This window comes from Streptococcus cristatus, assembly GCF_003943465.1.
GTDB lineage: Bacteria > Bacillota > Bacilli > Lactobacillales > Streptococcaceae > Streptococcus > Streptococcus cristatus_C.
On the sequence record NZ_RJPR01000006.1, the window covers coordinates 86347 to 112639 of the forward strand.

The following is a 26293-nucleotide window of genomic DNA, read 5'->3' on the forward strand; positions in this document are numbered from 1 at the left end:
TACTTGCCTATGACAACACCCGAACAGGTCTGCTCTGAACAAGGTATTGATCTGGTTTATTTTGACGGCAGAGATTCCCAAAATAAAGGAATCTACAACCAACACCACAATATAATAGCAGTAGATTCCTACCTAGATGATATCGAAAAAAAGAAGGTTATCTACCACGAAATAGGACACAAAGAACACGACCCAGGACAGTACCAACGTAGACGAGAAGAATATGAACTCCAGGCAGATAGAAACATGATACACTACCTGCTAAAAGAAGAACTCGAAACTATGGATGACACCGCTAATTTCAACTATATCCATTTTATGGAAAAATACAATCTTAAAAGCATTACAAACGAAATCATGGTCAAAGAGGAATATTTGGCATTATTAAACTGATTATGGAGAATGATAATGAAAATAGGAATGAGATCCCCGAGTCTAAAAAAGAGCTTGAAAGCTAGAACTACAAGCAAATGGAAGAGACAAACTAAAAAAGCCCTTATTCCTGGATATGGACAAAAAGGCATTGGTTGGTTAAAGAATCCAAAGAAAGCCATGTATAACAAGATTTATCATAAAACTACTTTTGGACTTTCGGACTTACTGAAACCATCTAAAAAGAGGAAGAAGAAAGTAGTCACCAAAAACCAACAATCTATTCTGACATCTAACGGTAAAAAATACACAGCAAAAGATCATAAAGAAGCTGGCATTGTGCTAATGGTCTTAGGTGCTATTTTCCTATTTTTATTTCCGCCTATCGGCTTCTTCTTGTTTATTACAGGTTTTATAAGTTACATTATTGGCCGTTTAACTATAAAGCGAGAGAAAAAGAAGAAAATTGAAAATTACAGTCCACAGATTGATACAATTGTTTTTCATGACAATTTCTTGTTGATGGGAACAAATTATCATAAAGAAGAAGCTGAGATTGCAGCTGATTTTCTTTCCAAGGGTGTCCATTATTTTGGAAAAGATAACAAATCTTTGAAATCTTATATGCTCGAAACATATAAACCTGTTTACAAATACAATAAATTGAAAACAGTAGACGTTCAACTATTACCAGAACCTTCAAATCCGCATGATAAAAATGCTGTCAAAGTTTTAGTGAATAATATCTTTGTTGGATACTTACCAGCTGTGATTGCATCACAAATTTCATCATACATAGCTAATCCAAATTACCGATACGATGCAATCCTTACTGGTAGAGGTGGACCATATAAAACCCTAAATATTGAAACCGAGAGAGTTGTTTCTTATGAAAAAGAATTAACGTATTATCTAGATTTAACAATATGGCGCCTAGCCAAAAAATAATAAAAAAGCCCCACAATCGCCCTCGCCAAAGTTTGATTGTGAAGCTCACCCTTATAAAAAATCAGCCATTAAAAAGGCCTCTTTTCTATACCCTATTTTACACTATGAAAGGGGTGATGTCAATATTCTCAATGTTTAGACCTTGTCCAGAAGCTAATAAACAAGGAGAATAAAATGAAATATATCAAAACAAAATACCCAAATATTTACTACTATGAGACTGCTAAAGGAAAGCGTTACTATGTCAGACGTTCTTTTTTCTTCCGAGGTAAAAAAAGAGAAAAAAGTAAAAGTGGTTTCACAACTCTCCCTCAAGCTCGTGCAGCCTTGGTAGAGCTTGAGCAACAAATCCAAGATCAAGAGCTAGGTATCAATACTAATATTACTCTTGATCAGTATTGGGATATTTATTCTGAAAAGAGATTGTCAACAGGGCGCTGGAACGACACTTCCTACTACCTCAATGACAATCTCTATAAGAACCATGTCAAGCCAAAGTTTGGTTCTACCCTGCTTAAAAATTTGGATAGAAATGAGTATGAACTCTTTATCGCTGAAAAGCTAAAGAACCATACCAGATACACTGTTCAGACCCTCAATTCTAGTTTCATGGCATTGCTAAATGATGCGGTAAAAAATGGAAATCTGCTCTCAAATCGATTGAAAGGTGTTTTCATCGGCCAGAGTGATATTCCTGCTGCCAATAAGAAAGTGACTCTCAAGGAGTTCAAGACTTGGATAGCAAAGGCAGAAGAGATTATGCCAAAACAATTCTACGCACTGACCTACCTGACCATTTTTGGATTGAGGAGAGGGGAGGTCTTTGGATTGCGTCCGATGGATATCTCTCAGAACGACAGCGGACGGGCTATACTGCATCTTAGAGATAGTCGAAGCAACCAGACCTTAAAAGGGAAAGGAGGGCTAAAAACAAGGGAATCAGAGCGCTACGTCTGCCTTGACGATATCGGAACAGAACTTGTCTATTATCTGATAGATGAGGCTGCTAAGATTAAGCGAAAGTTAGGGATTATCAAGGATCAACAAAAGGATTATATCACTATCAACGAAAAAGGTGGACTCATCAATCCAAACCAGTTGAATAGGAATTTCAATTTAGTGAATGAAGCTACAGGACTACATGTAACCCCTCACATGATGCGCCACTTCTTTACGACTCAAAGCATTATTGCAGGAGTCCCGCTTGAGCAATTGAGCCAGGCGCTAGGCCATACAAAGGTTTATATGACGGATCGTTACAACCAAGTTGAGGATGAACTCGCTGAAGCAACAACAGACCTATTTCTTAACCATATTCGCTAAAAAAGTCCCCGCCAATTCCCCGACAAAAATCCGAAAAATACCGGAAAATATCGGAAAATTATTTTTAGAATAGTCCCCAAAAGCCTGAAATAACGCAAAAAAACTCCACCTTATTTGGTGGAATTTAGGGAGATTATTATGAAAAAGAAAAGTTTAGGAGTTCTATCAAACAAAGTTAGGAGGTCTTCATTTGATAATCTTAGTATAAGGGAAGAAGCTTAAACAATCCTTAAGAAAAAACAGAGAGTGGGACAGAAATCGGTAATTCGTTAGAATTCGATTTCGTCGTCCCACCTCCGCACAGTTGAGTAGGGCTGTAAAAGCTGATGAAATCAGCGTAGTAGAGCCCACTCAACCACTGCGTCTTGCTCGACAATCCAAAGACAATTGAGAGGCTAGGACTTTTGTCCCAGCCTCTTTAAACATCATTTTACAAACCTGGTGCTTGGCCAAGCTCAGCTGTCAACATCCAGATCGTCTTTTCAAGGTCTGCCTTAGCACCAACGAAGATATCATTGGTCACATCGTCGCCTTCTTCATCCGTCACATCCAGAGCTTCTTGGTAAAGATCTGTCAGATAACGGAAGATTTCAATCACGCGCTCCAAGCTTTCTTCAACATTCTTGCTGAATTCGCCAGCCTTTTCTTCAATTTTGCTGTGTTGAATAAACTCTGTCAGAGTTGAATAAGGCTTGCCACCTAGAGTAATCAAGCGTTCGCTGACTTCATCCAAGGTTTCATCAATTGTATCCATGTATTCGTCCATTTTTGGATGCCATACCATGAAGCCTGCACCACGCATATACCAGTGAACTTGGTGAAGAGCGATACGAGCTGTATAAAGATCTGAAACTACTTGGTTGAGAACTGCTTTTGTTTTTGGTAAAGAATTTTGGTTAGTGAAAGTTGCTACATCTGCTGCAGCGCCATGTTTTACTTGAGTCATAATGATACCTCTCTTTTTATTTATAATCATTCTAATCTTTATTGATTATCTTTTAATTATAATGCTTCTAATTAAGAAAGTCAAGTATTAAAACTCAAAATTTTACTTTATTAGAAAAGTTGTAAAATTTCAGATTTTTCTACTCAAAATCACGAATAAATAAGTATGATTCATCTATACTTTTTTATCTTTGGCACTGTCTTTGCCTCATTCCTAGGCTTGGTTATCGACCGCTTCCCAGAGCGGTCTATCATCACTCCCGCTAGCCATTGCAATGCCTGCGGGAAAAGATTGGCACCGCGTGATTTGATTCCTATTTTTTCTCAAGTCATGAACCGTCTTCGTTGCCGCTTCTGTGGAGACAATATTCCCTTACGCTATTTATTTTTTGAATGTCTCTTGGGCGGTCTTTCTCTAGCAACTTCGCTTGGCACGATTTCCATCAGTCAACTCCTACTATTCACCATGGGCTTGACTCTGGCCATCTACGATCAAAGAGAGCAGCAATATCCCCTGATGGTCTGGCTGATTTTTCAGCTTTTGCTAATGGTGACAACAGGCGTCAACCTTCTCATGCTCTTCTTTTTAGCCCTAGGACTTCTAGCCTTCTTTTACAATCTCCATATCGGAGCTGGAGACTTTCTTTTCCTTGCTTCCTGCTCAGCCATTTTCAGTTTGACGGAGACTCTCATCCTTATCCAAATCGCTAGCTTCTCTGGTCTCGCCTGTTTCTGTTTTAAAAAGAAAAAAGACAGGCTGGCATTTGTACCCTGTCTTTTGTTTGGTGTGGTGGTGATTATTTCTTATAAGCTGCTGCTTCTTGGATAAAGGCTCCTATGCTGGCGTCCTTTTCATGAAGAGCTTTGACAATCTTAGATCCGACAATGACGCCATCTGAGACTTGATTGAAACGCTCAACATCTTCTAAAGTCGAAACACCAAAGCCCGTCAATACTGGAATCTCAGCAATATCATGGAGCTTGCTCAAATGCTGGTCCAAATCATTGCGGTAGCTTCCGCTCTTACCTGTCACACCGTTGATGGCTACAGCATAGATAAAACCTTCAGCTTCCTTGATCAGCTCCTGCTGGCGTTCTAGTCCAGTCGTCAGGCTCACTAAAGGAATAAGAGCGATATCTGAATCTTCCAGCAGAGGCAGAATAAAGTTCCTATGCTCGTAGGGCAGATCCGGAATAATCAATCCTTTAACCGATGTCGTAGCCAAATCCTTGACAAAATCTTTGAGCCCGTACTGGAAAATAGGATTAAAGTAGGTCATGATGATGAGAGGCAGCTGAGTGTCCAAATTCTGCAAGCTTGCCACTAAAGACTTGGCCGAAGTATGGTGACCCAGGCTCCTCAGACCAGCTTCTTCAATAACCGGCCCATCTGCAACAGGATCTGAAAACGGCAGACCGATTTCAATGGCTGACACGCCCAAGTTTTCCAAAAATGAGATAGTTTCCGGCAAACCTGCTAAACCTTTCTCGTGATCACCAGCCATGATATAAGGAAGGAAAATTCCCTTGCCTTCTCTTTTGATGGTTTCTAAATGCTGAGTGAGTGTTTTAGTCATGGGCACCTCCTTTTTGAGCCGCTTCTTTTTCCAAGCGTTCCTTTACCTGAACGACATCCTTGTCACCACGGCCGGATAGGCAGACAATCATTGATTTATCTGGTCCCAACTCCTTAGCCAGCTTAACTGCGTAAGCAATAGCGTGGCTAGACTCTAGAGCAGGGATAATCCCTTCGATACGAGAGAGGAGCTGAAAGGCTTCCAAAGCTTCTTCATCCGTGACTGGAACATAAGTGGCGCGCTGGATAGCATTAAAATGAGAATGTTCAGGACCGATGCCCGGATAGTCTAGCCCGGCAGAGATAGAGAAAGCTTCCAGAATCTGCCCTTGCTCATCCTGCAAGACATCCATCAAGGCACCGTGTAAAACCCCCGGGCGGCCCTTGGTTAAGGTCGCAGCATGTTCATCTGTATCCACGCCCCGCCCAGCTGCTTCTGTTCCATACATAGCAACTGAGCTATCGTCTACAAAGGGATAAAAGAGCCCAATAGCATTGGAGCCACCGCCAACACAGGCTACTAAAGCATCTGGCAAGGCACCTGCATTTTGCTCAGCAAACTGACGCTTGGCCTCACGCCCAATCACACTCTGATAGTCGCGGACAATCTCTGGGAAGGGATGGGGCCCCAAGGCTGAGCCCATAATATAGTGAGTATCATCGACCTGAGTCACCCAAGCTCGTAAAGCTGCATTGACCGCATCTTTGAGGACTCGAGAGCCATCGGTCACAGACTCCACCTTGGCTCCAAGAAGTTCCATCCGAAAGACATTAAGGGCTTGGCGCTTGACATCCTCTTCGCCCATATAGATAGTACAGTCCATATTGAAAAGAGCTGCAGCTGTGGCGGTGGCTACTCCGTGCTGACCCGCACCAGTCTCTGCAATGATTTTCTTCTTGCCCATTCTCTTAGCTAGCAGGACCTGCCCTAGGGCATTATTGATTTTATGGGCACCGGTATGGTTGAGGTCTTCCCGCTTCAGATAAATCTTAGCACCGCCAGCATAGGCTGTCAGATTTTTTGCAAAATAGAGAGGATTCTCACGCCCTACATACTGCTTTAGTAACTCGTCCAGCTCAGCCTGAAAGGCTGGGTCTTTTTTACTCTCACGGTAGGCTTTATCCAGCTCCAAAACTGCTGTCATCAGCGTTTCTGGAACAAATCGCCCGCCAAACTCACCGTAAAATCCTTCTTGATTGGGTTGATTATATGCCATCTTTCACTCTTTCTATAAATTCTGTTATCTTCTCTAAGTCCTTCTGGCCGTCAGTCTCGACCCCGCTTGAGACATCAACTGCGTAAGGGGCAAAGTGCTGAATCGCTTCTCGGATATTTTCTGCATTCAAACCACCGGCGATAAAGAAGGGCTGGTGGATTTGACCTTTATCAAAAGCTTGCCAGTCAAAGGTCTGACCACTACCGGCAAGAGGGGCATCAAAGAGCAGGTAGTCCGCTTGTTGGCTGACCCCTTTTAACGCTCCCTTGACCTGATAAGCTCGAATAACCGGCCGACCAATCTCAGTCAGAAGCTCTTCATCAAAATCGCCATGAATCTGTACCAAATCCAGATTTGCCACTGAAATAGCTTCCTGCAGCTCCGACAAGCTCGGAGAGACGAAAACTCCTACCTTTCGGACAGCAGGCGACACCGAGACAGCTAGCTTCTGAGCTTGCTCCAAACTAACCCTCCGACGGCTCTCAGCAAAGACAAAGCCAATGTAATCTGCACCAGCCTGGCATGCCGTTTCCACAGCGCTGGCCGTTGATAAGCCGCAAATCTTAACCTTTGTCAATTTTCAGCTCCTTGATTTTTTCTGCCACATCCTCTACCTGCATCAGGGCTGTTCCGACTAAAACCGCATGGAAATAAGGAGCTACTAGCTCAGCATCTTCCTTGCTGAAAATAGCGGACTCAGATACGTAAACCCTGTCATCTTTGAAATGGGCAGATAGCTGAAGACTTGTATTGATATCTGTCTCAAAAGTAACTAGATTGCGGTTATTAACACCGATAATCCGAGCTCCTATTCTATGGGCCATTTCCAGCTCCGCCAGATTATGGGTTTCGACCAGAACTTCCAAGCCTAAACCTGTCGCAAAATCATAGAGTTCTTGCAGCCGCTTTTCAGACAAGGCAGCTACAATCAGAAGAATGGCTGTCGCTCCTGCATTGCGGGCGCGAACAATCTGCTTCTCATCAATGATAAAGTCCTTATTGAGGGTTGGAATGGTCACTTGACTAGAAATCTCTCTCAGGTAATCCAGATGTCCTTTGAAGAAAATCTCATCTGTCAGGACCGAAATCATAGCTGCACCGCATCGTTCATAAGTGCGGGCTTGCTCCACAATATCCACACCGAGATTAATATCTCCCAGACTGGGGCTGGCTTTTTTGACCTCAGCAATCAGCTGCAGCTCTTGGGACTGGCTTTTGAGATACTCATAGAGGGAATAGGTCGAGCGCAGGGGTTGCAGTTCTTCATAGGACATGGCTGCCACTTCCTGCTCTTTTTGCTTTAGAATGGTCGGGAGAAATTCTTTGCTCATCTTTGATACTCCTGTAGTTGCTTGAGTTTATCATATGCTGCGCCACTGGCGATCACTTGGCGGGCCAAAGCTATTCCTTCTTCTATGCTGGCTGATTTCCCATTAGCAAAGAAGCCTAGACCTGCGTTCAGAACTGTCATTTCCAGATAGGGGCTGGCTTGATTTTGCAGGACAGATACCAGAATATCTGCATTTTCTTTGGCATTACCTCCACGAATTGCTTCAAGAGGGATTTCTTCCATGCCAATATCTGACGGTAGAAAGCTATGCAGGCTGATCTCCCCATCTGCTAGCAAAGCGTACTGGGTACGACCATGAAGACCGGCCTCGTCCAGACCATCTGGACCCGACACGACCACTGCACGCTTGCGGCCCATATTTTTCAAAACCTCTGCCGTGCTCTCTAGCATATCCGGTCGACTGGTCCCCAAAAGCTGAGTTTCTAAAACCATAGGATGGATGAGCGGCCCTGTCAAGTTCATGATAGTGGGAACACCTAGACTGAGACGAGCTGGCATGATATATTTCATAGCTGGATGAAGGTTTTTAGCAAAAAGAAAGACTATCCCCGTCTGATCAAAGACCTTACCCAAGCTGGCTGTATCCATGTTTAGGTTAATCCCCAAAGCTTCTAAAACATCAGCTGAGCCTGATTTAGAGGTAATGGATCGATTTCCGTGCTTAGCCATCTTGATCCCACCACCTGCTAATACGAAGGCCGCTGTGGTCGAAACATTAAAACTAAATGATTTATCACCACCAGTTCCACAATTGTCCATGGCTGTGCGGATTGTAGTAGGAATCTGCGGAGTATGACCTCGCATGGCTTGGGCCAAAGCTGTCCGTTCCTCTACCGTTTCCCCTTTCATCTTGAGAGCCAGCAAAAAGGCTGCAATTTGTGTTTCTGTTACTCTTCTAGTAACGATGCGCTCTAGCACATCTGACACTTCGGAGCTGCTTAAATCCTTAAAATCTGCTAGTTTTGCAATAATTTCTTTCATAATTCTTCCCCTATTTGACTAAGTCGATGAAATTTTTGATGGACGACAAGCCATCCGGCGTCCCAATACTTTCTGGATGATACTGAAAACCATAAATGGGCAGGTGCTTATGCTGGATAGCCATGATAGAGTTGTCATCAATTGCCCGAGCTGTCACTTCAAAGTCCTCTGGCATCTCCTCAATCAAAATCGAATGATAACGCATAACTGGCTGCTCATCCTCTATCCCTTGATAAATAGGAGATTTTCTTTCAAAACGCAGAATACTCTGCTTGCCGTGCATGACTTTGGGAGCCAAGCCTAGCTTTCCGCCAAATACTTCTGCAATGGCTTGGTGCCCCAAGCAAATTCCCAAAATCGGCTTCTTACCAGCAAAATCGCGGATAAGTTCTTCCATCCGTCCTGCATCTGCTGGCCAGCCTGGACCCGGAGACAGAACCAAAGCATCTGCTTCTGCTGCTGCTTGATAAAGCCCTGCATCATCATTTCGCAAGACCTTGACTTCTGCGAAATTGCCGATATACTGGGCTAGATTGTAAGTAAAAGAATCATAATTATCAATCAATAAAATCATTGCATCTCTCCTATCTTGGTCATTGATTTGGCCTTGTTGATGGTTTCTTGGTATTCATTAGTAGGAATCGAGTCATAAACAATACCCGCTCCAGCTTGAACGTAAGCTCTGCCATTTTTCAAAATCATGGTCCGGATAGCAATAGCAAAATCCATATCCCCTGTCGCAGACAGATAGCCGATAGCCCCCGCATAAACACCACGTTTTTCCTGCTCTAGCTCATAAATGCGTTTCATAGCTCGAATCTTAGGCGCACCCGAAACGGTGCCGGCCGGCAGGGTGGACTTGAGCGCATCCATGGCTGTCAGTTGAGGCAAAAGCTGACCACGAACCACGCTGGTCAGATGCATGACATAGCGGAAATACTCCACTTCCATGTACTTAGTGACTTCCACGCTGTTATTCTGAGCAATTTTACCAATATCATTACGCCCCAAATCAACTAACATGCGGTGTTCCGCCACTTCCTTCTCGTCAGCCAGCAACTCCTCTGCCAAGGCTTTATCTTCTATTTCATCCTTCCCACGCGGTCTAGTACCAGCAATAGGATTGGTCGTAACCTGACCTTGCTTGACAGACACCAGACTTTCTGGGCTGGCTCCGATAATCTGATAATCCCCGAAGTCATAAAAGTAGAGATAGTTGGAAGGATTGATCACGCGCAGATTGCGATAGTAATCCAGCGGTCTACCAGAATACTCTGCTGAAAAACGCTGACTGAGTACACATTGGAACATGTCTCCCTGCCGAATCAAGCTGCGCGCTTCTTCCACCATTTTTTCAAAAGCTGTCTGCTCTATGTGACTCTGGAAGTTCAAACTGGACAGTTCTAGCGGTGAAAATTCATCTGCCGCTGGCTGCGCCAGCTCAGCCATGATACGCTCCAGACTTGCAGCCAATTCTGCTTCGCTTCTATCACTGTAGAGTGCCTCCTCAACGATATAGACCTTGTCTTTTTTATGGTCAAAAACCATGTAACTCTCATAAACGAAAAAGTGCATATCCGGCGTTCCAATCACATCAGCTGGAATCTGGCCAATCTCCTCATAGAGGGAAATCATATCATAGCCGACAAAACCGATGGCTCCGCCTCCAAAAGGCAGGTCTGAATGATAATCTTTTTTTACAGCTAACTCATGCAGATAGTCCAATGGATCTGCCTCAATTACTTGCCCATTCTTTGTTAACTGGCCATTTTCATAGCGAACTTCAAAGACTGGATTATAGGCTAGGATAGAAAAACGAGCCGTCTCGCTATCTCTCGGAATACTTTCCAAAATCACCTTGTGGTCGCCCTGAATCCGCATATAAGCCAGAATCGGCGATAAAATATCAGCTGGTAAAATCTTTTGCATAATGTTTCTTTCTATTTAATCAGAAGGGTATAGGTAGGAGCAATTCGCTAGCTATGACTGCATTCCACAAGAACAGATAACGCCAGTTCGCTGTCAGAACTTGCTCTAAAACTACAGAAAAACGCCCGCACAGTTCATCCTGTGAGGGCGTATCATCGCGGTGCCACCTCAGTTATGGAGTTTTCAGACTCCACATCTCATTTGTTATTGTAGTCATTTAAGTTGCTTTTGGTACAAGGAAGCATATCGGCTCATGGAAAAGTATGCTAACAAAATGATAAAAGAACAACTAAATGACAAGATTTTGTCTCCAACAGCCCATTTCATAACTTCTCCTGCCTGTTTACAGCAACCACAGACTCTCTGAAAGGAGAGATATTACTACTCTTCTGCTGGGTATTTTATTTTCGTTTTTCTAGATAGTCGGCAACAGCTGCCACATCCTTGTCTCCACGACCGGATACATTGATAATAATGATTTGGTCAGATGACAATTTTGGAGCTCGCTTGATAGCTTCAGCAATGGCGTGAGAACTTTCGATTGCCGGCAAAATGCCTTCCTTTTGTGTCAAGAGGAGCAAGGCATCCACAGCTTCATCATCTGTCGCTGCCACGTATTCTACTCGACCAGAATCTTTAAAGAAAGCATGTTCAGGACCAACTCCAGGATAGTCCAAGCCTGCTGAAATCGAGTAAACCGGCGCTACCTGACCATCTTCTGCAAAGACAGCGTAGGTCTTCATACCGTCCACTACTCCGACGCTTCCCTTGGTCATGGTCGCTGCATGCTGGTCTGTATCAAGACCCCGTCCAGCCGCTTCAACACCAACCAGCTTGACTTCTTCATCCGCCACATACTGAGAGAAAGCGCCGATAGCATTGGAGCCACCGCCTACACAGGCAATGACATAGTCTGGCAAGCGGCCTTCCTTGTCCAAAATCTGACGGCGAGATTCTTCACTAATCACCTTTTGGAACTCATGGACAATCGTCGGATAGGGGTGAGGACCGACAGCTGAGCCCAAGACATAGAAGGCTTCCAAATCGTTCATCCAAGCTCCAAAGGCTGCATCCACTGCATCCTTGAGGGTTTTGGTTCCTGTTTCCACAGCGTGAACAGTCGCTCCCATCATTTCCATGCGGAAGACATTGAGGCGTTGACGTTCTACATCTTCTGCTCCCATGTAGACATCGCACTTCATACCAAACTTAGCTGCGGCTGCCGCAGTTGCCACACCATGCTGGCCAGCTCCAGTTTCAGCGATGACTCGGGTCTTGCCCATCCGCTTAGCTAGAAGAATCTGCCCCAAAACATTATTAAGCTTATGGGAGCCCAGATGATTGAGGTCTTCCCGCTTCAGATAAATCTTCGCCCCGCCCAGATACTGAGTCAGACTTTCTGCAAAGTAGAGCGGAGTCTCCCGACCTGAATAATCTGCCAAATAATGTCGGTATTCATTTAAAAATTCTGGATCATCTTTATACTTTTCAAAAGTCGCTTCCAATTCATCCAGCAAGGCCTGGATAGGCTCTGGTACAAAGGAGCCGCCGAATTGTCCAAAATATCCTTTAGTTTCTGTCATCTTGATTTCCTCTTTTCTTTATTTTCAAGCAAAACAAAAGCCCACACACAGAAAAAATCTGTGTGAGGGCGTAAAATCGCGGTGCCACCTCAATTATGGAGCAAAGTATAGACTGCCTCCATATCTCTGTCTTGTCTAACAACAAGCTGCACTGTAAGGTGTGCTCACCGAATTTTTATTGCTTCAAATTCATTTTTTGCATCAGCCCACTTCATAATCCTCCACTACCTGTTTCCACCAACCACAGGCTCCCTGAAAGTAGAAAAAATTATTACTTTTCTGATGATTTATTTTATTATAGGCCTTTCCCTTTTTCTTGTCAAGAAAAAATTTAATTTTTTCTTCTAAATCCGAACCTTTCTCTCACTAATCTCTTTCGAAAGCGTCTTCTTGACGATTTTTCCAGATTTTCTGACCAAGTTGAAATGCCCGCCAAGCCAAGTATCCACCCAAAGTGTTGGTCCAGATATCATCAATCTCAAAGACTCGATTGGCATTGATAAGAAGGTCCAGCAGAATCTGAGTCGCTTCGATAGACAGACTCATCCCAAAGCTCAACCATACCACCTTCTTGGTCTTCCGCAATGTTGGAAAGAGCCAAAGCAATTGAAAAATTAAGGGCGATAGCAGAAAGATATTGGCTAGATTTTGGATAAAGACCTTGACCAGCTGGATCCAAGAAGTAATCTCTCCAATATTGACAAAGGAATTAAAAGGAACTAAGAGAACCACTACTCGGCCAAAGTACTGGATACCTGGCGTCTCCATTCCCGGCTCTGGAACCTGAGGAATAAAGCACAGAATGCAGAGCATCAAGAAATAGAGTCCGCATCCTCCTGCTAGCAATTTCCGTCCCTTAGCAGTCAACTCACCGTCTGAAGTCAGATAATTTTTAAGGCTGAACATTTTCAACAAGTGCTTTCTCACGATCTCGCTTCATAGTATTGGAACGCAACTGGCCGCAGGCTGCATCAATATCTGTACCATGCTCTTGACGTACCACACAGTTGACGCCGTTTTTCTTGAGGGTGTCATAGAAGGCCATCACGCGCTCTTTGGGACTGCGGCTGTATTGGTCGTGCTCGCTAACGGGGTTGTAAGGAATGAGATTGACATAAGACAATTTCTTAATGTTCTTGAGCAACTCAGCCAGTTCCTTGGCCTGCTCTACCCCGTCATTGACTTCATTAAGCATGATGTACTCAAAGGTTACCCGGCGGTTGGTGGTTTCGATATAATATTCAATGGCTGCAAAGAGCTTCTCAATCGGAAAGGCACGGTTGATTTTCATGATACTAGAACGTAGTTCATTGTTGGGTGCGTGCAGTGAAACAGCCAGATTGACCTGAACGCCTTCATTGGCAAAGTCACGGATCTTATGAGCCAGCCCTGAAGTCGAAACGGTGATATGGCGGGCACCGATGGCCAGACCTTTATCATCATTGACCGTCCGTACAAACTTCAAGACATTCTTATAGTTATCGAAAGGCTCGCCGATTCCCATAACTACGATGTGGCTGACCCGCTCGTCCTGACCACGCTCGTCAAAATACTTCTGAACCAGCATAATCTGAGCTACAATCTCACCGTTATTGAGGTCACGTTGCTTTTTAATCAAACCAGAGGCACAGAAGGTACAGCCGATATTGCAGCCGACCTGGGTGGTCACACAGACAGAAAGTCCGTAGTGCTGGCGCATGAGCACCGTCTCAATCAGCATACCGTCCGGCAACTCAAAAAGGTACTTGACGGTACCGTCAGCAGACTCCTGAACAATGCGCTGTTTAAGCGGATTGACGACAAACTGATCATTTAGCTTGGCAATCAAGTCCTTGGATAGATTGGTCATCTCCTCAAAAGACTGGACCCGCTTACGATAGAGCCACTCCCAAATCTGGCTAGCACGGAATTTCTTTTCTCCCTGAGCTTCCGTCCATTCAATCATTGCTTCTCGCGTTAAGCTATAAATCGATGGTTTCATGTTTCTCCTTTATTTCTGACGAATGACAAAATGGCGCTGCGATTGGCTAGATGCCGCTTGCTTTGCCTGTTTGCCTTGTTTCTGTTGTTTGTTCTTGTTTGCCTTTGGACGATGTCTTTGCTGATCGTCCTTCGTTTTTTTAGAGCCACGTTCCCTAGAAATTTCTGGATGTTTTTTGCCATCCGATTTTCTCTTATGGTGGGATTTTTTGTCAAAGGCGGCCCGTCTTGGCTGAGCATTTTCCAAAACAAAATAGGCACAGCCGTAATTACAATACTCTAACAGATAGTCTTGCAAACGGCTGATTTTCTCTGCATTCTCCTTGGCTTTCTCATCCCGATAAAAACCACGCAATCGCAACTGTTCATTGCCCCAGTCGCCAACAATATAGTCAAACTTATTCAGAATTTCTGAAAAGCGTTGGTGAAAGGCCGTCAAGTCAAAGGCCTCTTTATAATTCTCCACCAATTCAAACTCAAATTTTTCTGCAATTATCTTGCTGCCCATTTGCTTAAATTCTGGGCCAGGGAATTTATTGTAATTATACAACTCAGGTGAAATCTCTTTACGCATACCTATCCTTTGTCATTCATCTATCTTACTTCATATTATTTTATCACAAAACAAAGGGAATTTATATTTTTTCAGAAGAAAAAGATCTTTCTGTAAAAAGTCAGACGATTTAATAAAAACTGCTAATCTTTTTTTAAAAAAGTCCTTCGTTTGCCTTTAAAAGACAAAAATCTTAGCCGAAACTAAGATTTTTTGGTTTTTTCTAAATAATCAATCGCGTCCTGAAGGGTTTTGACCGGCACGATTTTCATATCCGTTTTGATTTCCTTGGCTGCTTCAAGCGCCGTTTCATAGTTGGTCTTGGCTTTGGGATTAGACTTTTTTTCTTCCTCGCTGACAGGATTATCCGGAGCAAAGAAAATTGTCGCTCCGATCTTGGCAGCAGAGACGACTTTTTTGTCAATCCCACCAATATCACCAACCTTACCTTCTCTGTCAATGCTGCCCGTTCCCGCAATCACGCGGCCGTCTCGCAAGTCAGGATTAGCCAATTGAGTATAGATGGCTAGGCTAAACATAAGGCCAGCACTGGGACCACCGATACCTTCGGTCGAAAATTCAATCGGAACACTACTGTTGACCTCCGTACGGTCAATCAAACTAATGCCAATTCCGTTTTTGCCATTTTCCAGCTTGATGATTTTCCCCGTCGCCGTCTTGGTTTTTCCATCTTCTTCGTAGGTCACTTTGACACTATCGCCCAAGGCCTGAGAATTGACATATTTGACCAAATCTTCCGAGCTTTCAAAGGTCTTGTCATTGACTCCCGTCACCGTATCCGCAATATTCAAAATTCCTTTAAAGGTCGAATTCGGAGCTACTTTTAGAACATAGACACCCAGATAGTTCATCTTGATGTCTTTTCCTGCAGCTTTGAGACCTTGGTATTTGGCCATATTCTGCGACGTTTCCATATAAAATTGGTTGATGCGCATATACTCAGCATCACTCGATCCACCTGTCATATCCTGAGCCGAATAAATATCGGTAAAAGGCGTTAACCAAGCGTAGACCAGATGAGCAAAGGTCGCATGCTGGATCCCAACAGTCACAAAGTTGTAGGAACCTTCTGCCTGATCCTCTTTTCCATCCACAGTCAGAACCTTTCGAATGTCTTCTGCCCCCCCAGGCACCTCAATATAGTAAGGCAATGGAACAATAAAAGAGAATAGGAAGAGCACAAGCACGATAATCGAGGCCACTCCAGCACAACCAACTACTTTTAAACCACGTTTATTTTCCTTCGTCATCGTTTTCGGATTTGTCATGTCATTATTCATCTTTTTTCTCTAACTCCTCAATCACACTCGCTGGTACATAGGCAGAAAGATCCTGCTGAAAAGCAATCAATTCCCGCATCGCTGAAGAACTGATGTATCGGTAGGCCGGCTGACTCAGCAAAAAAACGGTCTCCAAGTCAGGTGCTAAGTCCTTATTAAAAAAATGCAGGCTAGTTTCATAGTCCAAGTCCTGACCGTTGCGTAAGCCGCGGACAAGAGCAGTCACACCTAGTCTTTTTGCCACATCGACCGCCAATTCATCATGCGAAGTGATGACTTCCACATTTTCTAAATGAACTAAAGCCGCTAGAACCATTCTTTTTTTCGCATGGATGTTAAAAAATCCTTCTTTGTGAGGATTGTAGAAGATGCCCACATACAGGCGATCAAACATCCGACTGGCACGCTCAATCAAATCCACATGTCCGTTGGTAATGGGATCAAATGACCCTGTAAAGAGTCCGATTTTATCTAACATAGACCGTTACCTTTGAAATTCCATATATTTTTTGCTTCCAGATACCTAAGTCTGCGATTTCCTCTGGCAAATCAACCGACTTGTCCGTCTCACAAACAACCATAATATCCTCACTCAAGAGCTTGCGCTCCGCCATTTTCTCGATATCTGAGATGATCTGCTCCTTGGCATAGGGCGGATCCAGCAGAACCAGATCAAACGGACCAGTCAACCGCTCCAGCGCTCGACTCGACTCCATCTTGAGCAGCTCAAAGCGCGCTGCTTCCTTGGTCATGGCAATATTTTCTGCCACAATAGCTTGCGCCCGCCGATCTTTTTCAACCAAAACAGCCGACTCCATGCCGCGAGACACCGCCTCGACCCCCAGACTACCGCTGCCTGCATACAGATCCAGCACTCGGCCGCCATCAAAATAAGGCCCAATCATATTAAAAATCGCGCCCTTGACCTTATCTGTCGTAGGTCGCGTTGTCTTGCCATCTAATGTCTTGAGGGGTCTGCCCCCGTACTTCCCTGAAACAACTCTCATAAAAAACATTATAACAAAAATATTGAAAAGCTGATAGTAATTGCTAAGGCTGGACTTTATTCTCTAGCAAAAAACGGAAACAAGGCTATTTCCGTTCGAAGTCTGTTTTAGAGTCATTTCGCCGAAGACTAAAATGGTCTGGGACTAGATCGTCCCCTTCCTCGGACCATGGATGGCAGCGACCAATTCTGGCCAAGCCCATCAGCAGCCCCTTGGCTCCGTGCTTTTCAATGGCTTCAATCATGTAATTGGAACAGGTCGGCCGAAAACGGCAAGAAGGGGGAAAGGCAGGGGAAATAAAGCGCTGGTAAAAACGAACCGGCGCTATCAATAGTTTCTTAATCATTTTTTCTTAGTTTTGGTCACAGCCAAATTATGCAACTGGCTGACTTCCTTTTTACTCAATCGACGTGCTTCACCCGGCTTGAGCCCAGTTAAGTCCAGATGTCCAAACTGAGTCCGTGAAAGTTTGTCCACTGGCAACCCCACTGCTTCAAACATCTTCTTGACCTGATGATTACGCCCTTCGTGGATGGTCAACTGAACAACCGAGCGATTCTTCACTGGATCGACCTTGAGAATCTCATAGACAGCTGGCTTGGTTTTCTTACCCTCAATGACTAGACCGCGGGTCAGTGGACGCAGAACTTCCTTATTGGCTACACCCTTGACACGCGCCACATAGACCTTGTCAATTTCATTTCGCGGGTGAATCATTTCATCCGTGAAATCACCGTCGTTGGTTAAAATCAAGGCACCAGAAGTATCCCAGTCCAGTCGGCCAACGGGATAAATCCGCTCCTTGACCTGCGGCAGCAAATCAACGACTGTCTTACGCCCCTTGTCATCGGTCACACTGGAAATCACCCCGCGCGGTTTATTGAGCAGGTAGTAGACCTTTTCTTCATTGTAGATAGGCTGGCCTTCCACTTCCACTCGGTCACCAGACTTAATGGTGGTCGCTAGCTCACGCACCACCTGACCATTCACGGTCACTAGCCCCTGCTTGATCAATTCCTCAGCCTTTCTTCGGCTAGCAATTCCCGCATGGGCAATGTATTTATTGATTCTCATTGATATTGTCCTTTCACAAGATACAAAGACCATTTTCACAACTTTAACAGCTGGAAAAATGGCAAATAGGGAAAGCAGTTCCTCCCTCAAAGCTTGGTAATATTCAAAAAACGGTCCCTTATAGGGTGAACTTGTCACTCTCCGAAAAGCTGACTTTCCTCAGCAATGAGCTCCGCTTCGTCTACAATTGGCAGCTCGTCCAAATGATTGATGCCCATATAGTCCAGAAAATAATCCGTCGTCACATAGAGATTGGGACGGCCAATGACTTCCTTCTTGCCATCTTCCCGAATCAGCTCAAAGGCTAATAACTTCGAAATCGCCCCGCTGGAATTGACCCCGCGAATATCATCAATCTCCACCCTTGTAATGGGCTGCTTGTAAGCAATGATCGACAAGGTTTCCAGTGCAGCACGGGATAAGCTCTGGTTAATCGGTGCCCGCGAATACTCTCGTAGAATCTCAGCAAATTCAGGCTTGGTGACCAACTTATAGGTCTTTGACGTTTCCAATAAAGTCAAGCTAGAGTCAGGATTTGCCTGATAGTTCTCCGCTAATTTTTCCAAACTCTGGATGACACCAGTCGGCGGCAAGGAAAGGATTTCTGATAGCTGATGAACTTTCAGACCGTCTTCCCCCGCCACAAAAAGCAGGGCTTCAATCTCTGCTAATTTACTCATTCTTTCTTCCTACTAAATAAATATTCCCAAAGTTTTCCTCCTGAATGACCTGCACTTCCTGCACTTTGACTAACTCCAAGGTTGCCAAAAAGAGCGTAATCACCTCATTCATATCTTTGGTTTCTGCGAAAATATCCTGCAGGGCAAGGCGTTTGTGAGCCTGACAGCGCTGGCGCACCACTTCCATCATGTCCTCGATCTTATACTCATCTCGCACAATGGTCGTATGATTCTTAGAAAACTCCTCTTGCTTCTTGGTCATCACCTTGGAAAAAGCTAAAAAGAGATCAACGGCCGTCTTGTCGTGCAAAAGTTCAGCGTCTTCATAGACCAGTTCCAGCTTGGGCTTGGAGTAGTAAAGAGCCCGGTCCTCATGCTGGAGGGACATTTTCTGCCCCAGCAGCTTAAACTTCCGATATTCCTCAATCTGACTCAGCAAATCCTGCTCCAGATCGTCCTCCAGGTCCACCTGATCCACCACCTTGGGGAGGAGCTTACGACTCTTGATCAGCATGAGCTGGCTGGCCATGACCATGTATTCTCCCGTCACTTCCAGCCGCATAGCCTGCAGAGTAGATACATAAGCCAGATATTGCTCGATGACCTCAGTAATGGGCACATCGTAAATATCCACCTGATACTTGGATACGAGGTGGAGCAATAAGTCCAGCGGCCCCTCAAAATCTTTTAACTTGATATCCATTCTTATCTGTATTTTTCTAATGTAATGACTGTCTTCAAGCCCAGATCACGAGCAATATCATAGATGCCGACACCCTTTTCCCGCTGGCGCAGGATAAATTGCTCCCGCAGGCTTTGAGCCGACAAGCTGGCCTGCCCCTGCTCGATCAAGAAAGCTTCTAGCTGACGAAAACCCCACTGGCGTGAATAGGACTTGCCATTCTTTTCAAATAAATAGGTCCCTGTCAAATAAGCGCCCAACTCGCTCGTCAGACTTTCGGGGATCTTAATAATCCGCTTCTGCCCAGCCTTCTCAATCCGTAAAACCTGAAAATCAAGATTGACATCTTCAACCTTGACCTGCAGGATTTCACTTGGCAAGAGACCCATTTCCAAAATCAAGAGCGCTATCAGCCGGCCCTGTGGTACCGCAGAAGTTTCCCAAAAGGCTGACAAGTCCATCAGCTCGCTTCCCAGTTCCTTGGAAATAGTGACTTTTGGCAGGGTCAAGCGGTGAAATTCCCCAATCATCTTGTTCTCATAAAGATAATAGAGAAATTGATTGACCGCTGAGAGCTTCCGCTTCTGGACAGCTGCCTTGAAATCCTTGATAGAGGCTTGATAAATCCGCAAATTGGTTTCTGTCACCTTGCTGTGGATTTCATTGACAAATTGCTCCAGATCATAGGAATAGGCCAATTTTGAATTTTCTGAGATATTTTTTTGTTCTAAAAAAGGAGTGATATGTTCTTTCATTTTTTGGAAATCTCATACTGACTCGTGAAGGTATGCATCAACGAGTTAACAGCTTTTAAAATCGACTTTCTAGTAATGATGCCATAAAAATGTTGTTCTTTATCCACAACAGGCAGGAAAGACTCATCCACCAGCTTGTGCAAAACGTCCGCAATCTTGTAATCTGGCTCGACAGTCAGACCATCCTTTCGTGTCATGTGGACAATGTCCATAGACATAAACTCTTCCTCTGCCAGCTCATGCTGCATCCGATAGGCCATGATATCTGTCAGAGAAATGGTGCCAACGAACTTTTTCTCCGCAGTCACCACTGGAATGCGTGAATAAGTCATCTGGCTAAGCAAGAGAATAGCATGATCCACATTGTGCGTGTCAATCATGACCGCTAGATTCTCCCCAGGTGTCAAAAAAGTGTCTTCATGTTGCAGCAGATAATCTTCAAATTCCTTAGCAATCATCGGGCAAACTCCTTGGACAAGCTTGGATAGAGCTCATGATTTCGCGTATAGAAATCAATTTTAAAGCGGTCATCATCAATCTCTACCTTAGCGTAGAGACGTTCGTTGATTGAGCCACGAGGTTGGCTAATGGAGCCCGGATTGAGGAAGAGAGTCTTCCCTTGCATCCAAGCATCTGGAACATGCAAATGGCCATAGAGACAAATATCTGCCCCCACTTCCTGAGCCCACAGATCCAGCTTTTGGAAGCTAAAGTTGATATTGAAAAGGTGCCCGTGGGTCTGGGCAATAATGGTCCCATCCAAATCTGTCACCAGCCGCTCTGGGTAGCCGGGATAAAAGTCCATATTGCCTGCCACGACATGAATTCCTTTCCAGACTTCATCCTCAAAAGGTAACTCTGAGTCTCCATCATGGAAAATAGCATCGACTTTTCCCAGATACTGATTTTTAATTTCTTCGACAATGGCACGGTCCCCATGGGAATCGCTCATTACGATGATTGTTTGCTTTGCCATGCTGGAAATACCTCCATTAATTTTTGCACTGCTTGCGCACGATGGGACTGGGCATTTTTCTCTTCGATTGTCAGCTCAGCTGACGTTTTTCCTGTCTCTCCGACTAAGAACAAGGGATCATAACCAAAGCCATTTTCACCTTTTGGCTCATGGGCAATGTAACCCGGCCAATCCGCTTCGACCACCAAGGATTCCTTATCTGGACTTGCGACCACCAGAGTCGTGTGGAAATGAGCAGAGCGGTCTTTAATATCAAAGACCATGGCCAGCTCATGCAAGAGCTTGATATTGTTTTCATCATCCGTCGCTCCAACACCAGCAAAGCGAGCAGACCAGACGCCTGGCAGGCCGCCTAAGACATCTACTTGCAAGCCTGAATCATCTGCCAAAACCATTTTGCCAGTCAACTGGCTGATCGTTTCAGCTTTGAGGCGGGCATTTTCTTCAAAGGTCATGCCTGTTTCAGCCACTTCTGGCAAATCAGGATAGTCATTCAGATTTTCCACCTCATAGCCCAACTTCCCGAAAAGCTTGCGAAACTCTGCTGTCTTGCCCTCATTGCGCGTCGCAATCAAGAGGGTGTCTTTGACATCTTTTGCTCCCAGAAAGGCTTGTAAATCCACACCAGTTTGTGGCAGATGGACATAGAGCAATTTGCCCCCTTCAACCAAAAGAAGGGCTCCCTGCCGCTGCAACAATTCTAACTTTCGGTCCGTTTCTTGGTTTAAGATATCCAGCAAGAAGGTCAAAAAGCGAAAGGCTGAGCCATAGCGAATGACCGTGATATTTAAGGGCAGGCCTAGCTCTTCTTCCGCCAAAATACTCTCTAAGCGGTCTAAAATCTCAGAAGCTTCGGCTGGTACTCGCTCAAATTCACTATAAGAGGCACTTTGCCCCCATTCAGCTACATACCAGTCAGAGGCATCTTTGTATTCATAAATGTTCTTTGTCATAAGGTCACATGCTCCACATTGACTTTCAGATTCAGCCAGTTTTCAGCGATTTCCGCAAATCTCTTAGCATTGGCTGTAGTATAAAAACGATGGTTCAGTTCGTGCTTCTCACGGCTACGATTGATTTCGAAATAATTGAGCAGGACAGAAATATCCCGTACACACTCAGCACCGCTGTCAATCAGCTTGACGCTCGGCCCCATCATATTTTGAATAATCGGCCGAAGCAAAGGATAGTGGGTACAGCCCAAAACAAGAGTATCCACCTTACCCGCCAGAGGATGGAGAGTCTCATAGACCACCTTTTTAGTCAGGCTGGACTGGAGCTCATTTGACTCCACCAGCGGGACAAACTTAGGGCAAGCCAAGCTCTGCACCTCCATCTCAGGAGAGAGAGCCTCAATCTTTTTTCGGTAAATATCGGACTGAACCGTCATAGGAGTCCCGATGACCCCAATCTTACCACCAGTCGTAGACTTGATAGCAGCGCTCGCTCCGGGCAAAATCACACCGAGGACAGGAATGTCCAACTTAGCCTTGACCTCCTCCCAGACAACAGCTGTGGCAGTATTGCAGGCAATAACTATCATCTTGACATCCTTGGTCAAGAGAAAATTGACCAACTGCCAAGTATAGTCCCGAATCTGCTCCGCCGGCCTAGGACCATATGGAGCCCGAGCCGAATCACCTATATAAACCACTTCCTCGTGGGGGAGTTGCCGCATCAATTCACGGACAACAGTCAGACCGCCCACCCCAGAGTCCAAAAATCCAATCGGTCGGTTATCCATACAGTCTTCTTTCTAAAACAAGGGATTGGAAGCCTAGCCCAAATCCCCATTTTTTATATAGAAATCTCCGTCTGCCACCAAAGGGCAGCAGAGAGAAGCTTATTTTTTGTTTTTATTTTTAGCAACTGCTGCTTTTTGTTGATTGATGATTTGACGGTAAACTTGTTGAACGCGTGCTTCACTTGGCTTTTGACCATTAGCACTGAGCAACATCCGCACTGCTTCCACATTGAGGCGTGGATTTTCCGCAAATTCCTTTTCGACCTGACGGCGAAGTAAGTACATACCAAACAAAATCCCACCAAAGAAAGCCAGCATAATCAATAAAATTGCTAACAATGTATTCATAATAATCCGAACTCCTGTTTCATTTTTTACATTACTCTTTATTATACCAAATTATCTCTATTTTTCAAAATCAAAGCCATAGAGAGTGGCGAAATAATCTTCTGGCCTCTCTGCTCGACGAATCATACGAGCCTGACCATTTTCCTCTAGGAGGATCTCGCTAGAGCGCAATTTGGCATTGTATTGGTAGCCCATAGAGAAGCCGTGGGCACCAGTGTCGTGAATAACCAGCGTATCGCCAATCTGACTGACAGGAAGCTCCCGCTGGATGGCAAATTTGTCGTTGTTTTCACAGAGGCTGCCGACCACATCGACAGTCTCCGTCGGCCCTTCTGGCCGATCCATATTGGTAATATGGTGATAAGCTCCATACATAGCAGGACGTAGGAGATTAACCGCAGAAGCATCCACTCCCAGATAGGTCCGATAGGTCTGCTTTTTGTGAGTCACCTTGGTCACCAAAAGACCGAAAGGAGCCAGTATAAAACGACCCAGTTCTGTGAAAATCTTGACCTGACCTAGTCCAGCTGGAGTCAGGATGTCCTCATAGGCCTGACGAACTCCCTGACCGATAACCGCAATGTCATTTTCCTCACCTTCAGGCTGATAATTAATGCCGACACCGCCAGACAGATTGATAAAATCTAGCTCTACTCCTGTCTCAGCCACTACTTCTACAGCCAGCTCAAAAAGCTGACGAGCTAGCGCTGGATAGTAGTCGTTGCTGACAGTATTGGAAGCTAAGAGGGCATGAATGCCGAATTTCTCAGCCCCAAGCTCCTTGAGGTCTTTGAAGGCCTGAATCAGCTGCGCCTTGGTCATACCAAACTTGGCTTCCTCTGGATGATCCATGATACTAGTCCCCAGCTCAAAGACACCACCGGGATTATAGCGGCAAGAGATCACCTTGGGAATCCCAGCCACCTCCTTCAAGAAAGCCACGTCTTCGTAAGCATCTAGATTGATGGTCGCTCCCAGCTCCCGCGCAAGACGAAATTCCTCGGCTGGCGTATTATTGGACGAAAACATAATCTCATCCCCAGCAAAGCCCAGCTTTTGGCTCATGAGCAGCTCCACATAGCTAGCACAGTCCACCCCGCAGCCCTCTTCCTTGAGAATTTTTAAAATAGCAGGATTTGGTGTCGCCTTGACAGCAAAATATTCCTTAAAACCAGAATTCCAAGCAAAAGCCTCATGCAAAGCACGCGCTCTTTCCCGAATCCCCTTCTCATCATACAGATGAAAAGGCGTTGGAAACTGCGCGGTCAGCTCTGCCAAGCGCTCACGACTGATAAATGGAGTTTTCATACACGCTCCTACTTTCTCTTTTACTGACAATATTATACCACAAGTGTAGGCTGGGGAGGGGAAAAAATAGGCTCCAGAATTTCTACAATGGTTTTATCCATCGCAGAAACCCTAGAGCCTTTAAATCATAAAATTAGGAAATATTTATATTGAATAAGTTAGAAGTTATTACCTTATATTCATTTGTATACATGCTCTGAACTCGTTGGTCGGTTTGAACTGACAGAATTTATTAGGTAGTGACTTGTTTTCTAAAATATTGACTTTTCTAGTATAACATTGAAAGTCAATTACTTATAATTTCCATTAAAAAAGATATAACCAAATCAAATATTGAAATATTTTTTAAACTAATTGTTGTTGATTTAGATTACATTTTTTCCAGAGAAGAGCATTTATATATGTTATGTATATTAAAACAAGATATTGAGTACATCTATCTATATCTGTATGGTTTCTTATAATCTGGCTTGCTCTGATTATTTTTTGCTGCAGTATTGTATAAAAGATCGTTTAATTTACAAATTATTTCTTCTTTTTGGAGTATAGAAATACTATCTATGGTTGAAATTTTTTCAGAGATTAATTCAACATACTCATTGACTGTAATATTACTATCTTTTAATTTAGATATCAATTTACTTTTAAACTCACCTAAAAATTGAATATCCATATATAAATCTTTATAAAAACTGTCAATAATTTTGAGAATATAAAATTCTAATATTTCATTACTATAAAAATATAATAAACCATCAGAATTCATTGCTTCAATAAATGTTCTACTATTGTAGCCAAAATTCCGACTATAACGGTAACTCCTCCGTCTTAAAATACACTCAAGACGGAGCAAACTTGATACTGATATTTTTGCTATAATATTTGAAAAATGTACCTTGTTATTAAATAAAAGATATTCAACTGATAATTGTACATCATTTTCTTTGTACGAATAAGATTCAATCGTAAAAATTGAATCTAATTTATCAGTAAGAAGCAAATAGTCTATACAGAAGTTATCCATTTTCTTTTTATTTCTAACACGTTTCCATTGTAATTTATTACTGGAGGCTTTTATACATTTTTCGCTTTTCTTCACTCTTGTTACTACTTTACCAAAGCTGAATGAATCGTATATAAAGTTAAATCTGCTTGAGAATGAAAATTTTTCACCTGATAATAACCATTGAACATATATAATTTTAAGCTCTGACATTTGATGATTTGTACCAAACTGATTAAACCAATAAAAATCTGTTATTTTTTCTTTTCGTTTTGTCCATAGACTATCTAAAAGTTCATTTGTAATACTATATCTGATATTTGTGCTTAAAATTTTGTCTTTAGCTTGCTCGAAGAGGTAGCTTTGTTGCTTTTCATCGCACCTCATTATTTTTTTTATCTCAGTATCATAAAATTCAATGTTATCATCCCATTCTGTATAATCTGTATATAACAATTGATATAACATAAAAGCAAGACTGTACTCATTATTCATACTTAAAATTATCTTATTTAAAACATCTTTCTCATCAAATGTTTGCAGTCTACCTTTATCACTTAAAAATTCAAAACCAACTTTTGAATAAAACTCTTTAAAATTCTCATTGTTATAGTGATTTATATGACCAATATCAATAGAATTATCATTCACAGATAG

30 protein-coding genes, 1 pseudogene and 1 other annotated feature are annotated in these 26293 nt (G+C 43.6%); of the genes and pseudogenes, 4 read left to right on the top strand and 27 right to left on the bottom strand.

The window, feature by feature from the left end; all coding sequences use genetic code 11:
* Positions 1-9: 9 nt before the first annotated feature.
* The 3 genes from D8793_RS07410 (at position 10) to D8793_RS07425 (ending at position 2643) form a co-directional block, all read left to right on the top strand.
* A complete protein-coding gene (locus tag D8793_RS07410; protein ID WP_125371362.1) occupies positions 10-393 on the top strand; it encodes an ImmA/IrrE family metallo-endopeptidase in 384 nt (127 codons plus the stop codon).
* Between the two features lie 15 nt (positions 394-408).
* The gene (locus D8793_RS07415) at positions 409-1320 is read left to right on the top strand and encodes an HIRAN domain-containing protein (protein ID WP_125371363.1); all 912 of its coding nucleotides are present in this window, start codon (positions 409-411) and stop codon (positions 1318-1320) included.
* Between the two features lie 174 nt (positions 1321-1494).
* Entirely contained in the window at positions 1495-2643 is a 1149-nt protein-coding gene (locus tag D8793_RS07425) for a tyrosine-type recombinase/integrase (RefSeq protein ID WP_125371365.1), read from the top strand.
* A gap of 430 nt (positions 2644-3073) precedes the next feature.
* Here D8793_RS07425 and D8793_RS07435 read toward each other — a convergent pair whose 3' ends face one another.
* Complete coding sequence (locus tag D8793_RS07435; protein WP_125371394.1) at positions 3074-3589, bottom strand: Dps family protein; 516 nt, start codon at positions 3587-3589, stop codon at positions 3074-3076.
* 165 nt (positions 3590-3754) lie between these two features.
* On the opposite strand from D8793_RS07435, the gene D8793_RS07440 reads away from it, so the two are divergent.
* Positions 3755-4417 carry a prepilin peptidase gene (locus D8793_RS07440; RefSeq protein ID WP_125371366.1) on the top strand — a complete coding sequence of 221 codons (663 nt, stop codon included), beginning with the start codon at positions 3755-3757 and terminating at the stop codon, positions 4415-4417.
* Here D8793_RS07440 and trpA read toward each other — a convergent pair.
* The 26 genes and pseudogenes from trpA to D8793_RS11920 form a co-directional block, all read right to left on the bottom strand.
* Positions 4386-5165 (bottom strand): tryptophan synthase subunit alpha, encoded by a 780-nt coding sequence (trpA, locus tag D8793_RS07445; protein ID WP_125371367.1) that lies wholly within the window; start codon positions 5163-5165, stop codon positions 4386-4388. The genes D8793_RS07440 and trpA overlap by 32 nt on opposite strands.
* A complete protein-coding gene (gene trpB / locus D8793_RS07450) occupies positions 5158-6381 on the bottom strand; it encodes a tryptophan synthase subunit beta (protein ID WP_125371368.1) in 1224 nt (407 codons plus the stop codon). The genes trpA and trpB (D8793_RS07450) overlap by 8 nt, the downstream gene beginning before the upstream one ends.
* Positions 6371-6958 carry a phosphoribosylanthranilate isomerase gene (locus D8793_RS07455; RefSeq protein WP_125371369.1) on the bottom strand — a complete coding sequence of 196 codons (588 nt, stop codon included), beginning with the start codon at positions 6956-6958 and terminating at the stop codon, positions 6371-6373. The genes trpB (D8793_RS07450) and D8793_RS07455 overlap by 11 nt, the downstream gene beginning before the upstream one ends.
* A complete protein-coding gene (gene trpC, locus D8793_RS07460) occupies positions 6945-7712 on the bottom strand; it encodes an indole-3-glycerol phosphate synthase TrpC (RefSeq protein WP_125371370.1) in 768 nt (255 codons plus the stop codon). Before trpC ends, D8793_RS07455 begins: the two co-directional genes overlap by 14 nt.
* Positions 7709-8713: an anthranilate phosphoribosyltransferase gene (gene trpD, locus D8793_RS07465; RefSeq protein ID WP_125371371.1), complete on the bottom strand. Its 1005-nt coding sequence runs from the start codon at positions 8711-8713 to the stop codon at positions 7709-7711. Before trpD ends, trpC begins: the two co-directional genes overlap by 4 nt.
* A gap of 10 nt (positions 8714-8723) precedes the next feature.
* On the bottom strand, positions 8724-9287 hold the full coding sequence (locus tag D8793_RS07470) for an aminodeoxychorismate/anthranilate synthase component II (RefSeq protein WP_125371372.1): 564 nt from the start codon (positions 9285-9287) through the stop codon (positions 8724-8726).
* Positions 9284-10642 carry an anthranilate synthase component I gene (gene trpE / locus D8793_RS07475; RefSeq protein WP_125371373.1) on the bottom strand — a complete coding sequence of 453 codons (1359 nt, stop codon included), beginning with the start codon at positions 10640-10642 and terminating at the stop codon, positions 9284-9286. The genes D8793_RS07470 and trpE overlap by 4 nt, the downstream gene beginning before the upstream one ends.
* Positions 10643-11043: 401 nt before the next feature.
* On the bottom strand, positions 11044-12225 hold the full coding sequence (gene trpB / locus D8793_RS07480) for a tryptophan synthase subunit beta (RefSeq protein WP_125371374.1): 1182 nt from the start codon (positions 12223-12225) through the stop codon (positions 11044-11046).
* Between the two features lie 61 nt (positions 12226-12286).
* Positions 12287-12516 (bottom strand) — a binding site (T-box leader).
* A 75-nt stretch (positions 12517-12591) separates the two neighbouring features.
* Entirely contained in the window at positions 12592-13131 is a 540-nt protein-coding gene (locus D8793_RS07485) for a VanZ family protein (RefSeq protein WP_125371375.1), read from the bottom strand.
* Positions 13118-14206, bottom strand: coding sequence for a dual-specificity RNA methyltransferase RlmN (rlmN, locus tag D8793_RS07490; RefSeq protein WP_125371376.1), 1089 nt, complete (start codon positions 14204-14206; stop codon positions 13118-13120). The genes D8793_RS07485 and rlmN overlap by 14 nt, the downstream gene beginning before the upstream one ends.
* A gap of 9 nt (positions 14207-14215) precedes the next feature.
* Positions 14216-14779 carry a YutD family protein gene (locus tag D8793_RS07495; protein ID WP_125371377.1) on the bottom strand — a complete coding sequence of 188 codons (564 nt, stop codon included), beginning with the start codon at positions 14777-14779 and terminating at the stop codon, positions 14216-14218.
* Positions 14780-14961: 182 nt separating this feature from the next.
* Entirely contained in the window at positions 14962-16029 is a 1068-nt protein-coding gene (locus D8793_RS07500) for a SepM family pheromone-processing serine protease (RefSeq protein ID WP_221760776.1), read from the bottom strand.
* A gap of 22 nt (positions 16030-16051) precedes the next feature.
* Positions 16052-16537 carry a pantetheine-phosphate adenylyltransferase gene (gene coaD, locus D8793_RS07505; protein ID WP_125371378.1) on the bottom strand — a complete coding sequence of 162 codons (486 nt, stop codon included), beginning with the start codon at positions 16535-16537 and terminating at the stop codon, positions 16052-16054.
* The gene (rsmD, locus tag D8793_RS07510) at positions 16527-17066 is read right to left on the bottom strand and encodes a 16S rRNA (guanine(966)-N(2))-methyltransferase RsmD (protein ID WP_125371379.1); all 540 of its coding nucleotides are present in this window, start codon (positions 17064-17066) and stop codon (positions 16527-16529) included. The genes coaD and rsmD overlap by 11 nt, the downstream gene beginning before the upstream one ends.
* Before the next feature lie 85 nt (positions 17067-17151).
* Positions 17152-17412: a membrane protein insertion efficiency factor YidD gene (gene yidD / locus D8793_RS07515; RefSeq protein ID WP_185761036.1), complete on the bottom strand. Its 261-nt coding sequence runs from the start codon at positions 17410-17412 to the stop codon at positions 17152-17154.
* Positions 17409-18140, bottom strand: a complete 732-nt coding sequence (locus D8793_RS07520) for a pseudouridine synthase (protein ID WP_005592340.1) — start codon at positions 18138-18140, stop codon at positions 17409-17411. The genes yidD and D8793_RS07520 overlap by 4 nt, the downstream gene beginning before the upstream one ends.
* Positions 18141-18274: 134 nt before the next feature.
* Entirely contained in the window at positions 18275-18820 is a 546-nt protein-coding gene (gene scpB / locus D8793_RS07525; RefSeq protein ID WP_005590827.1) for an SMC-Scp complex subunit ScpB, read from the bottom strand.
* Positions 18813-19523, bottom strand: coding sequence for a segregation/condensation protein A (locus D8793_RS07530; protein WP_125371380.1), 711 nt, complete (start codon positions 19521-19523; stop codon positions 18813-18815). Before D8793_RS07530 ends, scpB begins: the two co-directional genes overlap by 8 nt.
* 2 nt (positions 19524-19525) lie before the next feature.
* The gene (gene xerD / locus D8793_RS07535; protein ID WP_125371381.1) at positions 19526-20257 is read right to left on the bottom strand and encodes a site-specific tyrosine recombinase XerD; all 732 of its coding nucleotides are present in this window, start codon (positions 20255-20257) and stop codon (positions 19526-19528) included.
* Positions 20254-20715: a cyclic-di-AMP-binding protein CbpB gene (gene cbpB / locus D8793_RS07540; protein WP_005590833.1), complete on the bottom strand. Its 462-nt coding sequence runs from the start codon at positions 20713-20715 to the stop codon at positions 20254-20256. Before cbpB ends, xerD begins: the two co-directional genes overlap by 4 nt.
* Positions 20712-21233: a metallophosphoesterase gene (locus D8793_RS07545; protein ID WP_125371382.1), complete on the bottom strand. Its 522-nt coding sequence runs from the start codon at positions 21231-21233 to the stop codon at positions 20712-20714. Before D8793_RS07545 ends, cbpB begins: the two co-directional genes overlap by 4 nt.
* On the bottom strand, positions 21209-22186 hold the full coding sequence (locus D8793_RS07550; RefSeq protein WP_125371383.1) for a nucleoside-triphosphate diphosphatase: 978 nt from the start codon (positions 22184-22186) through the stop codon (positions 21209-21211). Before D8793_RS07550 ends, D8793_RS07545 begins: the two co-directional genes overlap by 25 nt.
* Positions 22183-22977 (bottom strand): glutamate racemase, encoded by a 795-nt coding sequence (gene racE, locus D8793_RS07555; protein WP_125371384.1) that lies wholly within the window; start codon positions 22975-22977, stop codon positions 22183-22185. Before racE ends, D8793_RS07550 begins: the two co-directional genes overlap by 4 nt.
* 99 nt (positions 22978-23076) lie before the next feature.
* Entirely contained in the window at positions 23077-23325 is a 249-nt protein-coding gene (locus D8793_RS07560) for a YneF family protein (protein WP_125371385.1), read from the bottom strand.
* Positions 23326-23382: 57 nt separating this feature from the next.
* Positions 23383-24633 carry a diaminopimelate decarboxylase gene (locus tag D8793_RS07565; RefSeq protein WP_125371386.1) on the bottom strand — a complete coding sequence of 417 codons (1251 nt, stop codon included), beginning with the start codon at positions 24631-24633 and terminating at the stop codon, positions 23383-23385.
* 436 nt (positions 24634-25069) lie between these two features.
* Positions 25070-26293 (bottom strand): annotated as a pseudogene (locus D8793_RS11920) (hypothetical protein); the annotation flags it as partial.

Bases quoted from the DNA above. Each gene is read 5' to 3' on its own strand.
- D8793_RS07410 (WP_125371362.1), top strand. From the start codon at position 10: ATGACAACACCCGAACAGGTCTGCTCTGAACAAGGTATTGATCTGGTT.
- D8793_RS07415 (WP_125371363.1), top strand. From the start codon at position 409: ATGAAAATAGGAATGAGATCCCCGAGTCTAAAAAAGAGCTTGAAAGCT.
- D8793_RS07425 (WP_125371365.1), top strand. From the start codon at position 1,495: ATGAAATATATCAAAACAAAATACCCAAATATTTACTACTATGAGACT.
- D8793_RS07435 (WP_125371394.1), bottom strand. From the start codon at position 3,589: ATGACTCAAGTAAAACATGGCGCTGCAGCAGATGTAGCAACTTTCACT.
- D8793_RS07440 (WP_125371366.1), top strand. From the start codon at position 3,755: ATGATTCATCTATACTTTTTTATCTTTGGCACTGTCTTTGCCTCATTC.
- trpA (WP_125371367.1), bottom strand. From the start codon at position 5,165: ATGACTAAAACACTCACTCAGCATTTAGAAACCATCAAAAGAGAAGGC.
- trpB (WP_125371368.1), bottom strand. From the start codon at position 6,381: ATGGCATATAATCAACCCAATCAAGAAGGATTTTACGGTGAGTTTGGC.
- trpC (WP_125371370.1), bottom strand. From the start codon at position 7,712: ATGAGCAAAGAATTTCTCCCGACCATTCTAAAGCAAAAAGAGCAGGAA.
- trpD (WP_125371371.1), bottom strand. From the start codon at position 8,713: ATGAAAGAAATTATTGCAAAACTAGCAGATTTTAAGGATTTAAGCAGC.
- D8793_RS07470 (WP_125371372.1), bottom strand. From the start codon at position 9,287: ATGATTTTATTGATTGATAATTATGATTCTTTTACTTACAATCTAGCC.
- trpE (WP_125371373.1), bottom strand. From the start codon at position 10,642: ATGCAAAAGATTTTACCAGCTGATATTTTATCGCCGATTCTGGCTTAT.
- trpB (WP_125371374.1), bottom strand. From the start codon at position 12,225: ATGACAGAAACTAAAGGATATTTTGGACAATTCGGCGGCTCCTTTGTA.
- D8793_RS07485 (WP_125371375.1), bottom strand. From the start codon at position 13,131: ATGTTCAGCCTTAAAAATTATCTGACTTCAGACGGTGAGTTGACTGCT.
- rlmN (WP_125371376.1), bottom strand. From the start codon at position 14,206: ATGAAACCATCGATTTATAGCTTAACGCGAGAAGCAATGATTGAATGG.
- D8793_RS07495 (WP_125371377.1), bottom strand. From the start codon at position 14,779: ATGCGTAAAGAGATTTCACCTGAGTTGTATAATTACAATAAATTCCCT.
- D8793_RS07500 (WP_221760776.1), bottom strand. From the start codon at position 16,029: ATGACGAAGGAAAATAAACGTGGTTTAAAAGTAGTTGGTTGTGCTGGA.
- coaD (WP_125371378.1), bottom strand. From the start codon at position 16,537: ATGTTAGATAAAATCGGACTCTTTACAGGGTCATTTGATCCCATTACC.
- rsmD (WP_125371379.1), bottom strand. From the start codon at position 17,066: ATGAGAGTTGTTTCAGGGAAGTACGGGGGCAGACCCCTCAAGACATTA.
- yidD (WP_185761036.1), bottom strand. From the start codon at position 17,412: ATGATTAAGAAACTATTGATAGCGCCGGTTCGTTTTTACCAGCGCTTT.
- D8793_RS07520 (WP_005592340.1), bottom strand. From the start codon at position 18,140: ATGAGAATCAATAAATACATTGCCCATGCGGGAATTGCTAGCCGAAGA.
- scpB (WP_005590827.1), bottom strand. From the start codon at position 18,820: ATGAGTAAATTAGCAGAGATTGAAGCCCTGCTTTTTGTGGCGGGGGAA.
- D8793_RS07530 (WP_125371380.1), bottom strand. From the start codon at position 19,523: ATGGATATCAAGTTAAAAGATTTTGAGGGGCCGCTGGACTTATTGCTC.
- xerD (WP_125371381.1), bottom strand. From the start codon at position 20,257: ATGAAAGAACATATCACTCCTTTTTTAGAACAAAAAAATATCTCAGAA.
- cbpB (WP_005590833.1), bottom strand. From the start codon at position 20,715: ATGATTGCTAAGGAATTTGAAGATTATCTGCTGCAACATGAAGACACT.
- D8793_RS07545 (WP_125371382.1), bottom strand. From the start codon at position 21,233: ATGGCAAAGCAAACAATCATCGTAATGAGCGATTCCCATGGGGACCGT.
- D8793_RS07550 (WP_125371383.1), bottom strand. From the start codon at position 22,186: ATGACAAAGAACATTTATGAATACAAAGATGCCTCTGACTGGTATGTA.
- racE (WP_125371384.1), bottom strand. From the start codon at position 22,977: ATGGATAACCGACCGATTGGATTTTTGGACTCTGGGGTGGGCGGTCTG.
- D8793_RS07560 (WP_125371385.1), bottom strand. From the start codon at position 23,325: ATGAATACATTGTTAGCAATTTTATTGATTATGCTGGCTTTCTTTGGT.
- D8793_RS07565 (WP_125371386.1), bottom strand. From the start codon at position 24,633: ATGAAAACTCCATTTATCAGTCGTGAGCGCTTGGCAGAGCTGACCGCG.